The 16,370-nt window shown below is 37.0% G+C and carries 15 protein-coding genes; 1 reads left to right on the top strand and 14 read right to left on the bottom strand.

Annotated features, from left to right (window positions below; genetic code table 11):
* Nucleotides 1-126: 126 nt before the first annotated feature.
* From ACTQ5J_RS07740 to ACTQ5J_RS07700, 9 genes are all read right to left on the bottom strand, one after another.
* A complete protein-coding gene (locus ACTQ5J_RS07740) occupies nt 127-900 on the bottom strand; it encodes a hypothetical protein (protein ID WP_441752084.1) in 774 nt (257 codons plus the stop codon).
* A gap of 256 nt (nt 901-1,156) precedes the next feature.
* Nucleotides 1,157-1,285, bottom strand: a complete 129-nt coding sequence (locus ACTQ5J_RS07735) for a hypothetical protein (protein WP_441752082.1) — start codon at nt 1,283-1,285, stop codon at nt 1,157-1,159.
* Between the two features lie 344 nt (nt 1,286-1,629).
* Nucleotides 1,630-3,342: a Na/Pi cotransporter family protein gene (locus tag ACTQ5J_RS07730; RefSeq protein WP_441752080.1), complete on the bottom strand. Its 1,713-nt coding sequence runs from the start codon at nt 3,340-3,342 to the stop codon at nt 1,630-1,632.
* 341 nt (nt 3,343-3,683) lie between these two features.
* A complete protein-coding gene (locus ACTQ5J_RS07725) occupies nt 3,684-6,053 on the bottom strand; it encodes a glycoside hydrolase family 3 protein (RefSeq protein WP_441752078.1) in 2,370 nt (789 codons plus the stop codon).
* Nucleotides 6,054-6,107: 54 nt separating this feature from the next.
* On the bottom strand, nt 6,108-6,851 hold the full coding sequence (locus tag ACTQ5J_RS07720; RefSeq protein WP_441752076.1) for a helix-turn-helix transcriptional regulator: 744 nt from the start codon (nt 6,849-6,851) through the stop codon (nt 6,108-6,110).
* 192 nt (nt 6,852-7,043) lie between these two features.
* Entirely contained in the window at nt 7,044-7,883 is an 840-nt protein-coding gene (locus ACTQ5J_RS07715; protein WP_441752074.1) for a carbohydrate ABC transporter permease, read from the bottom strand.
* Nucleotides 7,873-8,838 carry a carbohydrate ABC transporter permease gene (locus ACTQ5J_RS07710; protein ID WP_441752072.1) on the bottom strand — a complete coding sequence of 322 codons (966 nt, stop codon included), beginning with the start codon at nt 8,836-8,838 and terminating at the stop codon, nt 7,873-7,875. The genes ACTQ5J_RS07715 and ACTQ5J_RS07710 overlap by 11 nt, the downstream gene beginning before the upstream one ends.
* 85 nt (nt 8,839-8,923) lie before the next feature.
* Complete coding sequence (locus ACTQ5J_RS07705; RefSeq protein WP_441752071.1) at nt 8,924-10,288, bottom strand: carbohydrate ABC transporter substrate-binding protein; 1,365 nt, start codon at nt 10,286-10,288, stop codon at nt 8,924-8,926.
* Nucleotides 10,289-10,771: 483 nt separating this feature from the next.
* Nucleotides 10,772-10,996, bottom strand: a complete 225-nt coding sequence (locus ACTQ5J_RS07700; protein WP_441752069.1) for a DUF4260 family protein — start codon at nt 10,994-10,996, stop codon at nt 10,772-10,774.
* A gap of 243 nt (nt 10,997-11,239) precedes the next feature.
* Between ACTQ5J_RS07700 and ACTQ5J_RS07695 the strand changes: the two genes are divergently transcribed.
* Nucleotides 11,240-11,662 carry an N-acetyltransferase gene (locus ACTQ5J_RS07695; protein WP_441752067.1) on the top strand — a complete coding sequence of 141 codons (423 nt, stop codon included), beginning with the start codon at nt 11,240-11,242 and terminating at the stop codon, nt 11,660-11,662.
* A 693-nt stretch (nt 11,663-12,355) separates the two neighbouring features.
* On the opposite strand, the gene ACTQ5J_RS07690 is transcribed toward ACTQ5J_RS07695, so the two are convergent.
* From ACTQ5J_RS07690 to ACTQ5J_RS07670, 5 genes are all read right to left on the bottom strand, one after another.
* The gene (locus tag ACTQ5J_RS07690) at nt 12,356-12,808 is read right to left on the bottom strand and encodes a DIP1984 family protein (RefSeq protein ID WP_441752065.1); all 453 of its coding nucleotides are present in this window, start codon (nt 12,806-12,808) and stop codon (nt 12,356-12,358) included.
* Nucleotides 12,809-13,013: 205 nt separating this feature from the next.
* Entirely contained in the window at nt 13,014-13,400 is a 387-nt protein-coding gene (locus tag ACTQ5J_RS07685; RefSeq protein WP_441752063.1) for a hypothetical protein, read from the bottom strand.
* 412 nt (nt 13,401-13,812) lie between these two features.
* Nucleotides 13,813-14,205 carry a 30S ribosomal protein S9 gene (gene rpsI / locus ACTQ5J_RS07680; RefSeq protein ID WP_441752061.1) on the bottom strand — a complete coding sequence of 131 codons (393 nt, stop codon included), beginning with the start codon at nt 14,203-14,205 and terminating at the stop codon, nt 13,813-13,815.
* 14 nt (nt 14,206-14,219) lie between these two features.
* The gene (gene rplM / locus ACTQ5J_RS07675) at nt 14,220-14,663 is read right to left on the bottom strand and encodes a 50S ribosomal protein L13 (protein WP_441752059.1); all 444 of its coding nucleotides are present in this window, start codon (nt 14,661-14,663) and stop codon (nt 14,220-14,222) included.
* A 261-nt stretch (nt 14,664-14,924) separates the two neighbouring features.
* Nucleotides 14,925-16,259, bottom strand: a complete 1,335-nt coding sequence (locus ACTQ5J_RS07670; protein ID WP_441752057.1) for a CapA family protein — start codon at nt 16,257-16,259, stop codon at nt 14,925-14,927.
* Nucleotides 16,260-16,370 lie beyond the last annotated feature (111 nt).

Below are 16,370 nucleotides of genomic sequence, written 5' to 3'. Positions count from 1 at the left end.
TATTTCAGTCAGTTAATACTCTCATTTAGTATACCTTTATATGCTGAATATACAATGAAAAAGATTGCTCCTCTGACCTTCTTCGACAAGTGACTAGAACGATTCCCACGGAAAGGCTTAACTTGCTCAAAGACTACCATAAATCCTTTGATTAAAGATGACGCCGCTATAGTGTTGTGACTTTTCATTTTTAAATTCTTCACTGAATAGTTGGTTACCTAAATCCTGCGATAGAATATCTTTCAGCTTAAGTCCTTGATTATTATAAACATTCTCTTCAATCATTTTTTGCTTGTGCAAGACAGAAAAGAAACCAGCTTTTTTATAGCCATCCTTTACTTCAATCAGAGCATTTGGATCATCCGTTACGTATAACCTTTCACTAAATGATAGGAGTGTGACATCATTGTTAAATAGCTCTCGCCAAGTTTCTGTTAATCTCATTATAAAATTATTGAATATTTCTGCTTGAAATTCTTCACTAGTTAGTGTTAATTCTTGACTAATATAAACAGCCTCGAACGTCGCCCACCGATTAATCCCAATACCAGTTTCCTCAATAAGTGCATCGTGAAAGGCAGAATCCTGTAATTGTTCGTACATTCCTTTAGCAAATGCATAATTCTCAATCGTACTCTCAGAAATTGCATCAGCAGTGTATAGGTAATCAGTGGCTAAATCAGCAGTATGACCAACAAGCGTCATTGCTGAAACGCTCTCCAAGTCATATTGATCGTCATCTAATTCTGTATTATATTCGTCGACGTAATTTTTTTTCCAGATGACAAACTCTGCTTCAAATCTGAATACCGGACCTTCCGTTTCTTGTGCTTCGGCTGGTAAATAAATCAAAAACTTTATAAAAGAATCGTCCAATTGATAAGATGAAAGTAGATTCATTTAAATGCTCCTTTTTAAAATGATCTTTAGAATAAATTTGTCCGCCCCTGTGTTATCATCAATTTTGCAACATTACAATATGAACTATTTAAACACATAATACCGAACTAACGTTCGTATGTCAATGGGGTTTTCCTTTTAGAAAATTTATTATATGCAAAAAAAACACCTCCAATTAATGAAAGTGTCTAGAAATTTGCATTATATTTAATGGATAATCACGAGGCCTAAGCCCCACAACATATCAAACCACCGATTATTTATTGAAAATCTTCGGTCCTTTTCGCATGTATTTAGCATCATTCTTAGGCTCGGTTTTGTTCTTAGATCGGCCACCCGACTGCTTGTTTTTGATAATTTCTAACATTTTTTCTTTTGCATTCATTCTTTCCACCACCTTCATTAACGGTCTACTTTAGTCTCGGCGGAATAAGTAGTTTCATCAATCACCACATTATACCGCAACACGACTCTTCAGTGTATTAAAATTACATAAAAATTAATGATAAATTAATTTTTAATTGATAGACAATCTGGACATCGACTACTTAAAGCGATAACTGAATTCCACCACGTTTAATTCAAGCAAAAACACTTCCTCGCAATGAGAAAGTGCTTGCCGTTAACATTTCTATTATAAATTTGCTGAACCTTTCAGAACACTTACCCGACGCCAAACAGCAAACTAGTCACTTTCTACATTTTTAGTCACTAGCCGTCAGATTAAATCTAACGTTCAGAAATTCTCTTCTCGTTTTCAACGGCTTGCATTGCTTCAGTTCTACTACCGGTTGTTGATCTAATTGAGTAGGCAACGTTAACCAAGTGATCCGAAATTCTCTGTAATGAGAATAGCGTCGAATACACACTCTTAGACACTTCAACTGGATAAAGCTCTGAACTTAAACGCGCCACATGTTCATCACGAGATGCAGCAATTAATTTCTTAGTTTTCAAGTGAAGTCTAGCGATTTTACTGAAGTTTTCAGTTTCACGATTAGAAAAGGCATCAAAACCTAATCCAAACATGTGACTAATACGCTCGTAAATTTCGTTCAGCTCTTCTTTAGTTTCTTCTAAGAACCTAATATTATTTTCCTTCATGTATTGAGTTTCATCTAACAAGAGGACCGCGTAGTCTCCTAGACGCTCAATATCGTTTGCCACGTGGTGTAAACCACCAATCAGCATTTCATCATCCGCATTCGAGTTAACTGATGATATTTTGATAAAGAAACTGGTTAATTTAGTGGTTAAAAAGTTAATTCGATATTCATTATCTTTAATTTTTTTACTGTCGGTCAAATCTTCATTGATTAAAGCCTCGTAGGCACAGTCAATGTTTTCTTTCGCAAGGATTGCCATTGCGTACATTTCTTTCAACGCTTGTTCAATCGCAACTGATGGCGTCTGTAAAGAACTTTCATCGATAAACGATAATTCTTCCAATTCTTGATCCTTATCCTTCACCATGCCTGTCACCATGTTAACTAATGGGTCTAGGAATAGCAGGAGAGGTAACGTATAAATGGTGTTATAAATCAAGTTAAACGTCGCTAAACTAAATGAAGGATTATTTGGAAACATGCCATTAAAAAAATCTACAATCGGCTGTCTAAATGCGATCGTAATAAATAAGAAGGCAATCGCACCAATCACACTTGTTATTAAGTGGAATAAAGCGATTCGTTTACCATAAGCATTTGTCGTCAATGAGGCCATGATACCATCACTACAAGTACCAATATTCGCACCCATTACTAAGAAAAAGGATTGATCAATATCAGTAATAACTCCCGTGGCTAAGAATGCTATGAAAACACCCGTTGCAGCTGAAGATGATTGGATAATGGATGTAAATAAAATTCCTAAAATCACTAACATAAAAGGGTTCTGCATAATGTCATATTGGAAGACTTTTGATAATTCAACACTTAATGTAGAATCCGCGCCCCCAATTGCCATTTCCATAACTTCCATCCCGATAAATAACATCCCAAAACCAATTAGGAAGGGGGCAGATTTATTCAACGTGATGTTACTGGTCGTGAAGATGATCATCACACCAATAAAAGCGAATGAAGCAAACAACGCACTAATTGAAAAGCCGCCCTTGCTAAGCCCTGACAAAGCAAAGATATAAGCCGATGCGGTTGTTCCGACTTTTGCTCCTAAGATGAAACCTGCACCTTGTTTTACAGAAATAATTTTCGCGTGAGCCAATCCAACTGACATAATTGACGTTGCTGATGACGATTGAACCAAAGCAGTTGCCCCAATTCCAATCCCATAGTTCATCATTCTATTTCGGTTCATCTTCTTAAAGATGCCACGGATTCTTGTGCCAGCCCCTTGTTCTAATCCTGAACTCATCTGTTTCATACCAAACATGAAAACAGCGACTCCACCTAACATCATTAGCAAATCCATTGCAATATTCATTTATTTTCTCCTTAAATCGCTTCACTATATTTTTCATTAAAATGCGACTGATTTTAAGCATTTATCTCCATACTGTTCAACTTTAAACGATAAAGTTCACAAAGGCAACGTATATTCTAATTTTTTATTAAGTCTTCACTTAGTGGCTTCTATTCTCATTTTTTATTAATAAAACGCGCATTTCCCCCCTGACAAAATACGATAACTAGCTCTCCCATCTTAATTTTTCTAGAATAAAGTAATCGAAGAAATAAAGATGTTTATCTTTTAATCAACTAGCAATAAACTTTAACCAAAATGATCACGCAAAAAAGAGGAGCAACAAAGCCCCTCTCTAACGTTTATCCTTTAATTTTTTGAATTAATTTCAGTACATTGAGTGCCGAGCGTTGAGCCTCTTTTAATGTCAGTCCATCAGGATGATCTAAGGATTGAATAAGTGACGAATCTGATTCCTCTATTTCAAATGATTGACCACCAGGCATTAAGATATCGACTTGAGCTCTCACACGGTAGGCATTGTTTTCAATCTGTGGACAGTTCGGATCGCTTGCCATACGCATCCACCAATCCGTCATAATACAACCTTGAAAGTCCCATTCTTTTCTTAAGACTTCGGTCACTAAGTCATAATGATAATGAGCCCATACACCATTAATCTTATTATAAGCGGTCATAATGGCATGAGGTTGAGATTCCTTGACACAAATTTCAAAAGGCTTCAAATAGATTTCCCTCAAGGCTCTTTCTGATATTCTAGAATCATTATAATTTCGGTTGGTCTCTTGATTATTGCATGCAAAATGTTTCGGACAAGTCGATACATTATGACTTTGTACTCCTTTGACATAACTCGCAGCCATTTTCCCTGTCAAATAAGGATCTTCAGAGAAATACTCAAAATTGCGTCCACCTAAGGGATTGCGATGAATATTCATACCTGGTGCAAGAATAATATCAGAGCCCAGTTCAACTAGTTCTTTTCCAAACTCTTCTCCAATTCGTTGAATTAAAGCCAAATCCCAAGTACTCGCCAAAGCGGTGCCGCACGGTAATAAGGACGCGTAATAATTGAGGCGAATGCCAGCAGGACCATCGGTCGTAATGACTGATGGAATGCCTTTATCTCGAAGAGACTCAATCGTTCCACCAAGCATGCCCGCATTCCCTTTCGGACCAAACGGACTATTCATCTTGCCTTCACCGCGGGTGATTGCATCTAATTCTATAGCGGATAATGATTGAATGATTTCTGACATTGTTTTACCAGTATCTAAAAAGACCTGCTGGTCTTCTACTTCAGATAGCGTTTCTAATTCTTGATCAATTCTTTCCTTAACCGAAATATGTTGCAGTGTGACCGGCTGGTAGCTTTCAACTAATTTTCCATCTTTTACTTCAGCCACTAAGCGATCAAATTTTTCAACTGGAGCTGAAATTTGACTTAAATTTTCCACAAGAACTAAATTTTCCAAGTAATAAGAGTCAACTGCTTCTAAGTTGTCCAAACCAGTCCCCACAAAGAAGTGATAATCCCCTGCTTCTAACACATAACTGAAGGGGTGACCGGTTATCCCCCGATCGTCGTAGGAAGCTAATTCATTCAAGTCAAAAGTAAATTCAATCTCTTGCGTCGTATTGGGGTCAAGTAAAATCGTTTTAGCAAAGCGAATTAAATTTCGACTTGGTTTACCCAATTGACCTTGTGGCGCTTGATAATACACTTGAACAACTTGCTTTCCAGCAACTTTTCCAATGTTTGTCACGCTAGTTTGAAGGGTGACCTGCGGCCCTTCTAGGCTGAAATTGGATTCTATTTCAAATTCCGTATAACTCAGTCCATAGCCAAAAGGATAGAGGATTTTTTCTGGATGGAAGGTTTCGAAATAACGATAACCAACATAAATATCCTCAACGTATTCCACAAATTCTTCATGACCAAATTGCTTGGCACTTGGATAATCTTCATAATGACGTGCGATGGTATCCGGTAATTTTGCAGACGGATTCACATCTCCTAGCAGAATGTCAGCAATTGCATGCCCGCTTTCCATGCCACCTTGCCACGCAAATAAAATAGCTGAAAAGTTATAGACTTGTGTCCAAGCTAGGTCGATCACATTCCCGCTGTTGATGATCAAGACCACTTTTTCAAATTGCGTCGTGACTTTCTTAATGAGTGCTTCCTCTTTTTCGGTTAAGTAATAACTTCCTGCTTCTAAAATGTTCTCTCTGTCTTCACCAGCAGCCCGACCAATTACCAAAATAGCGACATCAGAGTGCTCGCGTACTTGGGTGATTAATTCATCAGATACTGGCATTTCTTCTAAGAAACGTGGCCATTGTCCCCAAACACCATCATCAACTTGATGATGACGTGAATAGTCTTCATAGACTTCAACCAAGGGTTGATAGAGTTGAACGCTTTTTTGCTTAAGTCCTTCTAGCATATTAACAACGTAAGGAGGATTTACTTCCCCTCCAGAACCATAGCCTACATAAAAATAATCCAATTGACTCCGACCGAAAACCGAAACCTTACTGTCTGATTTCAAAGGTAATACACCGTTATTTTCTAGTAGAACGATGCTCTCTGCTGCCGCGGTTCTCAATAATTGAGACATTACTGGCCGCTGTCTTTTTTCACCAATGATACCGTCTTTTATATTAATCAGTTGAACTAACTCATTGACATTATTTGTATTTGTCATTTCCTTCCTCCACTTACTGATACATAAATCATCTAAAAAGATGATCTAGTCTATTTATTGTTCTAATGTCATATAGTATTTATCTCTAAATTTCTTAGGAGTAATCCCAACAAACTCTTTAAAATGTTTAATAAAATGGCTTTGTGAAGAAAAAGAAAATTTATTAGCAATATCCAACACTGTTTCATCTGAATACCTCAACAAATTCATCGCTAACCTGATTTTCTGTTGATTAATATACTTACTAATAGGTAGGCCCATCTCAGCTTTAAACAATCTCGAAAGATAACTTGCATTTATATTTAACTCCAACGCGATATCTTCCACTAGCATGCGCTCCTGGATATGTGCATAAATATAGTTTTTACTTTCAGTCACATGCTTTGATGCTGTATCACTAATTTTGATGATACGCATTTTATTCGTGAAATCCAACACCATTTCCTGATGGAGACGATGTACTTCCTCAAATGTATGCAAATGATCCAATTTTTGAATGTAGTAATCACTTAAGCGAAAAGCTCTTTCTATTTCCATTCCAGCACCACTGCAAAATCTGGTAATCAATGCTGTTGTAATCACAAAATGATATTTAATATTCACAACATGATTTTTGGATAGCTTGCCCACCCCTTTTGATTCAATAAACTTTTCCTCTTTGAAATTTTTATCAATCATACTAAGGTTGCCTTCAGCTACAGCTTTATAGAATAAATATTCTTCTGATAACTTGCGATGTTTCATACCCAATTCAGAAAAATCTGATTCAATGATCCAATTATCGTTTAATGGTCCCAATAATACACACCTCAATTTACGGCTTTAACCTAATTTGCTTATCCTTCTATATCATATCATCAATATATCCATAATACTTTGTTAAATTTATATTATTTGGTCAGTAAACTTTAGAATAGCCAGATAGCATCAGAATATTTCGATCCTTTATAATAGGTCATGCTGACTCAGTGACTTTCTTTACTCAACACGTTATTCTTTCACACTTCCGAGCGTCACACCCGCAATGATATATTTCGATAATAATAAATACACAACAACAATCGGAATGATAGCAACCACAATCATCATATAAACTTTCGCCATATCAAAATTCATAAAGTCAGCGCCACGCAGTGTAGCAATCAGAACAGGTACTGTCATTTTATCTTTCGAATTAATAATTAAAGCCGGAATAAAATAATTATTCCATGCGCCTACAAAGACGAATATGGCTTGTACTGCAATTGCCGGCTTCATAATTGGTAAGACAATTCGATTAAAAATCGCAAACTCGCCACAACCGTCAATCCGTGCTGCTTCGACAATCGAAAGCGATAAAGTCGCTCTTAAGTAACTAAACATAAAATAGAATACAGCAGGTGAAGCAATCGATGGGATGATTAGCGGCCATAAGGTGTCATCCATATTTAAATTGGTGACTAAACGTAAGAATCCCATAGCGGTGACTTGAGTTGGCATCACCAAAATTGCCATAATAAAAGTAAAAGCACCTTTTTTCAATCTAAAATCATACCGATAAATTCCGTAGGCAGTCAAAGCTGAGAAATAAGTACAAAGCACAGCTACAGCTGTAGAAACCCAAATACTGTTCGCAATTCCTCTAAACATTGGGAAGGTTCCGTCCGTTGCAACTTTGCGCAGGTTCTCTATAAAGTGTGTGCCGGGTAAAGCTGAGAAGCCTTTTTGTAACTCTGCATGAGAACGAGTTGAATTAATCAGGAGAATATAAAAGGAAAATAAACATAGAATCGACAAGAATATTAGCACAACATATTTAATAATAGTATAAAGTGATTGTTTAGATTTCATTTGTTTTCACTCCCTTTTTTCGACTTCTCTTTGCTTTCTCACGCATCATCCCTGTAGGATCGCGGTCTTCTAACATTTTATATACAAAATAACACAGAATACCACTTACAATAAATAGGTAGACAGATAAAGCTCCCGCCATTCCATAGTTACGACTCTTCAAATGACTATTAAGAAACATGATTAAAGTCATCGACGTTCTATTTGGTGAACCTTGTCCATTAGTTAATATTTGGGGCACGTCAAACATTTGCAAGCCACCAATAATTGAGGTAATTAATGTATAGGTAAGAATCGGACGAATCAAAGGTAAGGTAATGTTAGTAAACTTCTGTAATGGTGTACATCCATCCATTTCTGCGGATTCAAAGATTTCTTCATTGATTCCTAAAATTGCGGCCATTAGTAATATCGCCGTATTACCAAACCACATGAGGAAGTTCATAAAAGCAATCATTGCTCTTGTTCCAAAAGGCGTGCCTAAAAAATCAATCTTATCTGTAATCCAACCTAAATTTATCAAAATAGAGTTAACAGGACCATTCGTTGAAAATAAAGCAAAAAACATCATCGCGAATGCTGAAGCCATAATTAAGTTGGGTAAATACATCACTACTTTAAAAAATTGTAAGCCGGTGATTTTTGTACGTTTATCTGTAAACCATAATGCTAAAAGCATCGCTACCACCATTTGCGGGATGAAACCTAAAGACCAAAGCACCATCGTATTGCCCGCGTAGCGCAACATATCTGAGTCTAGTAACGCCTTATAGTTATCTAAACCAACAAAATTCGGACCAATTTGACGTAGGCCTGAACTAAAATACTCAAAAAAACTAAATCGAAAAGTATCTAAGAGTGGAATAAATGAAAAAATAAAATATATAATAAAGAATGGGATAATAAAAATATACCCCCATCTTGAATAGTCGACTGATCGCTTGCTTCGTTTCATATTTATTCTCCTTCAAGAAATAAAGCGAAGTGAAGCAAATAAATCACTGCTTACTTCGCTTTAATATTTTGGTTATTGGATTATACTATTCTGGCCAGGCAACTTCTGTAATTTCTGGATGGCGCTCTTTCACTGCCGTTTCAAAGTTGGCTTTTGCTTCATCAAACGTAACTTGTCCTTGGAAGTAATCGCCAAATGCATTCTGAATTAATTCTACACAAGCTTGATCATAAGCTGATAAAGGTGCCACTTTGATATTCTCTGCAACGGGTGTAAAGTATGTGAAGGGGTTTTGCCCACCTAAGAATTCAGAACCGAATGAATCATCAGCGCTGGCTTCTCGCATACCAGTGATAGTGTTTGTAAAGTCTAAGTACTCTTTAGAAATCGTCATTAAATTATCTTTATTAGCAGTTAACTCAAGAATGATTTCTTTGGCGTGCTCTAAATTATCTGTGCCTCTTGCAGCATGAATATATGATCCACCCCAGTTATATTCTTGAGGAGGTGTTGTAACTGCCCAAGAACCTTCATCTCCATCCCAGTTTGGTTTTAAGACAAAGTCAATTCCCCAAGCAGGGAATAGGAAACCAAATGATTTAGATTGAGATCCCATTGCTTTGTTCCAGTCATCATTCCATTGGCCTTTGACTGTTTCGTCGAAGTAACCTGCGTCCAACCACTCTTTAGAATCGTTGACCCAATCAACAATTTTCTGATCAACGGTAATCACTGTTGAATCTTTTTCTACCCATGGGTTTTCAATCGCATTTCCATAAAGTCGGAAGGTATCTGCATAAGATGAGAAGACGTGATAGCCTTTTTCTTTTAATTCTTCTGCTGTTTCTTTCAAGACTTCCCAGTTTTCAGTCTTTTTAGCGATTTCTGCTGGATCATCTGTTCCAAATACTTCTAAAGCAATATCACGACGATAAACTAAAAGACCTGGTGTACCTTGCCAAGTTGAACCTCTTTGGACACCACTTTGATCTGAAGGAGTCGTTTTTGCAAATTCGAATTGGTCTGCTAAGTCACTCTCAGGGTCAATTCCTAATTCTGTTAAAGGCACAGCAACATCGACGACTTCATCAATATATTTGTTAACATAGTCTGTTTCCGATAAGAAGATGTCTACTTTGTCGTCTCCAGAAGCATCCACTTGTCTGATTAATGCCTCATCTAGTTTTTGCTGATACACACCATCTTGATTCGGATTAATGATCCAATGAATTTCTGTTCCGTCCGTTAAGGTTGTAACAGTTCCATCACTTGAAGTACTCTCTACTTTAGAATAAACTGCTGTCACACGGTCTCTAAATTCTGTATTCCAAGAATAGATATTGATGACTTTCCCCTCTTCAGCACTAACTTTGACTAAAGAAGAAGCCGATGACACCATAGCAGCACTAAGTACTAATGCCAAACAACTTTTTGCCCAAAACTTTCTCATAAAAAACCCTCCTAAAATTTGACATTTTCCAATGCCATAAGATAGATTAATCTTAACAGAATGCGTATGTATCCGTTACCAATTCTATGACAATTATAGCACATTCATGACACTAAATGATACGCTTACATTTTACATAAAAATAATTACTTTAACGTTATTATAGTTAGTGTTCGATGAAATCACTAAATCACATTGGTAAGTCGCCATTTAGAGACTGAATATCAATTTGTTTGCCCACTATGCATCGCATTCTCTAAAATTTGTATATACTTTCGTAAAAATAAAGTGCTTTATTTGCACTAAAATGTTATTTTTTCTATCTCAACTCATGGTTTCAACTATAACCTCATTATTTCTCTCGATTCTGCTGAAAGTTTTATTGCCGTTTACTTGTTTTTAGACAACTTATTTTTATAACTTAAGCGATTTCTGTGGATGAGTAATTGAAACCGCCGGTGTTTAAAGATGTTTTTTTCTTAGTTAAACACGATTCAAATGGGTGTCTTTAAATTCCGTTGGATACTTTAAGCCAATGCCAAGCAGTCGATCGAGTCCAATATGGGCCGACCAGATTAAGGCGATTGCCAACAAAGTTTGATTTACTAAAACGATGGCTAACAATAGAAAGGCAAAAGAAAACAGATCAGTGTGAAATATGTTATAAATCCATGACCCCATCATATGATTAAACAAATAACCGACCATTCATTCTATATCTTTTCCTAATATTTTCGTAGTGACAAATTCACAATGAAAATGAACCTTCCCGTAAGTTTATTTTATACCAACTCCTGGCAAAGCGCAGCTATTCTAACTATAGATACGTTGTCCTTTCAGCCGATACGCTTGCCAAAATAAAAGCAAACAGTTTAACTCTTCCAACTAAAGACTAAGTTAATAATGTATAATTACATTTAAGATTAATAGTTAAATGGGAGGCGATATAAAATGATCAGAAGATTTTCAAGTGATGATCTTGATGCTGTTGCACAAATTTGGCTTGAAGTTAACACTGAAGCTCATCACTTTATTTCTGAAAATTATTGGATAGCACAGTTTGAGGCAGTAAAAAAAATGCTAGCCCAATCCGAGTTGTATGTTTTTGACCAAAACGGAGATATTATTGGCTTTGCTGGAATTATTGATAATTATATAGCAGGTCTTTTTGTTAAATCTACTTCACAATCTAAGGGAATTGGAAGAAAACTGTTGAATCATATCAAATCAATGAAAAACACCCTATCATTGAATGTTTATCAAAAAAATGAACGCGCGATAAAATTTTATAAAAGAGAAGGTTTTAGGTTGCTATCAGAAAACATCGATGGAACTACCGAAGAAATTGAATTTTCTATGCTATGGCAAAGATAGTATGACACATTACTTTCTAAATAAGTTAACGCTTTTCTACTGCTTAACACATGCCATCTTTGATAGCTAAACTTAAGTTTATTCTGATCAAGCATTGGTTTCCCAGTTTATAAATAATCTTCAAGCGACTTTTTTATTATCTGTTCGTGATCGAACGCCTAATTATTTATTTGTATTTGTTTTGTAATAGTAATCTTAATAACCTACACCTAAAGATAGCCGATGTAGGTTAAACAGTGTAGCAGTCACGGTATTTGAATAGAGCCTATTGAGTGACTGCCGATTCATGTCAGACTTTCTGCCTACTTCGAGCATGTTTTTCTATGGTGTAAAGTTATCCACTTCCCTCAAGATTCCACGTCATGTCTACTGAATAATTCTTTTTTGATAAATACTATAACGTAAATTAATAGTGTGAGTAACACTCTTACAGCAGCAACAGAGTGAGCAGGTTTATTGCATTTAAGGTATCTCATACAATAAAAATCTTAATCCCCCTTGATACAATATCAAGAGGGATTTCCCTACCATCATCAAATCAGCACATGGTCATTAATTTTTAATCATTTATTGTTTCTGATGTCATTGTTTAGCAGTCATTGTTGATTTAAGGTTTCTGCCAAACCTCATAGGTGTACATTAAAGCCTGTACGGGCTGTGTGCTCGCCTTTGATTCCCACCCAACAGCTTAGCTTATAGATCAACCAACCAATTTGTTTGTTGAATTTTTCCGTCTAGTTCCCGCAATTTCTTAGAGACTTCATTCATTTCTTTCGTTAATTTCTTTGTATCCACGGTTCGCACCATTCGAATTTCATTTCGTCCAAAACGTCGGATATCATTGGCAGCTTCAATCGTCTCGTTAAAAAGCCCATGCTGCCTTCTTAACGATTCTCTTTCTTCCAACGCCTCAACAATTAATTTATCTGCATCATACAAGGCAGCTGAGGAATTTCGTTGATTGATTTTTACAACTAATTGGGAAAATTCTTCATTAGTTTTTTGATAATCCTGAAGCAATTCTTCCAGACTGATATCCAATGAGTCCCCTTCTTGAATCAAAGCGTTTGATAAAACTTCTTGTTTCAATGCCGTTAACTTTGATTCCAGATCTCGCCTTAAGAGTAATGCTTCTGCAAGTTTCATAGAAAAGCCCCTTTCAGTTTAACAGTTTATTTAAGGTAAGGTTAATTAAAAAAGTAGTCTTTTGCAAGTAAAGTGTCCAAGAGATACTGTTAATTATTCCACATTCTATTTACCTTTATTCTCTTTTTAATATAGTAGCCCTTTACTTTTTTGCGTATATCTTCTGATTCATTGAACCCACTTAATTTAAGTCTCACAAACGGTATTAGTTTAATAGATGCTCTATATACACTACCCCCTTATCAATCGAAGTCTCAATATATCCAATTATCTGTTCTAAACTAAATACTTTCATTTTTTCGTTTATAGCATCTACTTCATAGTTCATATCTTCTAGAACATACGGAAGAAACTTTTGTATGTTTTCCTTCGGTACTTCCTCAATATCAGGAATACCTGGTGGAATAATCAATGATTTTCTAAACTCTTCTTTATAACCATAGTATGCTAATAATTTTCCGTTCAATAAACTGAAATCATTATAATAGGCTTCTGCTACTGCTTTATCTGACTCGATTCGATTCTTTAGCCAAGGCACATAAAATCCTTGTAACCAAAGATCATCAGCAATTAAGTGCGTATAGTATCCCAATATGTAAGGACTTTCCTTGATAGATTTATACTTAATAAGGAATTCTCGATAATCAATATATCTCGTGAAATCTAAGTGACTTCCTCTGAAAAAGTGGGATGAATCTTTAGAATTCCCTGCGTCAGGAGCGATTCCTCCTAGTAGAAACATTGTTCTGTCTTTAATCACTAATTTTTCGCAATTCTATCCGTAATGATTAAATGCATTATTCTTGACCCCAAACTACTCTCCCCTTTTAATACAATGGTACACTATTCAATTTAGCATACGATTAATATATACTTTTATAAAAAAAAGACACCTTCCAATAAAGGAAAGTGCCTTGTTTTTGAAAATGATTGGTACTCGATTTCTTCGTAATCTTCGTCCCATAGTGTCTTCGTAAGCGAATAAATTCGTAACGAATCCAATATTAACGTTTTGAGAATTGAGAAGCTTTACGAGCTTTCTTAAGACCTGGTTTTTTACGTTCCACCATACGTGGGTCACGAGTTAATAAACCAGCAGCTTTTAAAGCTGAACGGAAATCAGGATCAACGTTTAATAACGCACGTGCGATACCATGACGGATTGCACCTGATTGACCTGAGAAACCTCCACCGTTAACGTTAACGATCACATCGTATGATCCTAAAGTTTCAGTAGCGTTGAATGGTTGTTTGATTACTTCGTGTAAGTGAGGGAATGGTACGTATTCTTCTAATGTTTTACCATTAATTGTGAATGCGCCTGTTCCTGGCACTAAACGTACACGAGCAGTTGAGTTTTTACGACGACCTGTACCTAAGTATTGAGCTTTAGCCAAAATGATTTCCCTCCTTAAATTAATGAATTAATGTCTAATAATGTTGGTTGTTGAGCAGTATGATCATGCTCAGCTCCACCATAGACATGTAATTTAGTGAATTGTTTGCGACCTAAACGGTTCGCAGGTAACATACCTTTAACAGATAGTTCGATTAAGCGACGTGAATTTTTCTCTCTCATGTCACCAGCTTTAGTAGATTTTAGTCCACCTTGGTAGCCAGAGTAGCGGTAGTATAATTTATCTTCAGCTTTGTTACCTGTTAAGGCAATTTTATCAGCGTTGATTACAATTACGAAATCACCAGTATCGATATGAGGTGTGTAAGTAGGTTTATTTTTGCCACGTAGAATTGAAGCGACAACAGTTGAAAGACGACCCAATGGGATATCTGTCGCATCTAGGATTACCCAGTTACGTTCAACTTCGTTTTTCTTAGCCATATATGTTTGACGCACGTTAATTTCCTCCATTTAAAAATCTAGTTGTTTGACAATACTTTTGAGTTTCCGGGGCTCAACAGTGGGGCAAACAATACCGCTATTTATAATACGTCTAATCCCAAGATTTGTCAACTAGTTCTGAGAACTTTTTATATTAATAATTTATGAGACGCCTCTAAATAAACAGCATGGCCTATTATAGCATTTCCAGCTTCCTTTTCATACCAAAATATGACTCAACATCACCTGTTTTTCAAAAAGAAAAACGGGCTAAGTTTAGCGAAAGGTATTGCTGGCTTCCAGTGTCCACTCGGTCTCCAAATGAGAGACAAAGTCGAAAGCCTCTGTCAAAGTGGCCATATGTTCTTCTAAGCTGCTATACCATAGCGCGCCATCCGGGATTGCCATCGACTCATAGTCAGCCATCGGCACAGTTTCGTACTGCTTCTCTCCTTCAATTCCTAACATAAAGATTGGCATAAATTTAGGTTCAGTGACATAGACTTCGCCGTCTTCATTCCGCTTGAAGGTTACTTCAGTGATGCCACCTTGTTTATTATCCAGTTCTCTTTGGCCACTTAAAAAGCTAGCTTGAGAATAAATCGCGAACGTTTCTTGGTCATTGAACCAGGCAACTGGCTGCAAGACATGCGGGTGTCCGCCTAAAATTAACTTAACGCCAGCATCGGCCAAGGCTTGAAAGACGTATAATTGTTCATCATCTGGCATCGTGCCGTATTCTGGACCTAATTGTAGCGTCACGACCACCGCATCGACTTGGGGTTTGAGCCATTCGACTTCGGCTAACATCGTTGGCAGATCAACGAGGCTGATTAAATAGTCTTCACCGGTTGGCACCGGGATGCCGTTTGTACCATAAGAATAGGTCAGAAAGCCGAGTGAAATACCATTAGCTTCAATGATACGCGGCGTTTGGAAATCTTCCAAGCTATCGTAGGATCCGGTATACATCAAGTCGGCGGCTTTTAAATACTTGATCGAGGCATGCGCGCCTTCTCTCAACCAGTCAAGTGTATGGTTACTACCATTCGATACAATATCAACGCCTATCTTCTTGAGTGCTTCCAAAATACTGGCCGGCGCATTGAATTGAGGATAACCTGAGACCGGCAAGTCTGGATAGGCTGCAATGACTTCTAAGTTAGCGATCGTAACGTCCGCATAGCTCATGTAAGGCGCGATTCTTGCTAACATGGGTAGAAAGTCAAATTGGTCAGAATCCAGGTTAAAATCGATGCTTTCGCCCCCTAGGACGTCTCCGTCTTGAGTGATCAAGCCCTCTTTTTGCAAGTTAGCCAAAGATGCTTGATAAACGGGCGAATCAATGTCGGCTAACCAGCTGACGCGGTCATGGATTAAGACGTCGCCAACTGAGCGCAAGACGAGCTCCCCGTCTGTTCCTTGCCAAGGCGCTTGGGCTTCTCGGGCCGGTAGGCCCATAAGGCTGGGCGGTAGTGTGTCAACGGGTGTTTCTTCTTGAGCTGCTGCGATTGGGTGGTGGGAGGAGTTAATGTTGTGGCTGGTTAAGTTTTGGGCCCTATTTTGTCCGAATAGGCAGAATAAGGTGATGGCTGTCAATAGTTTTTTCATGTTTGGCCTCCTTTGGTGTATTTATTATACCTTTCTCGCTGATTTAATTAAAACATTATATTTTTTTGGGGTGTGTGCATGATATACTAATAGATAGAGTATATATTAGGA

This window comes from Fundicoccus sp. Sow4_F4, from assembly GCF_052116145.1.
In the GTDB taxonomy this organism is placed as follows: domain Bacteria; phylum Bacillota; class Bacilli; order Lactobacillales; family Aerococcaceae; genus Fundicoccus.
The sequence above is the reverse complement of the archived record's forward strand: the minus strand, read 5'-3'. Positions and strand labels throughout refer to the sequence as shown.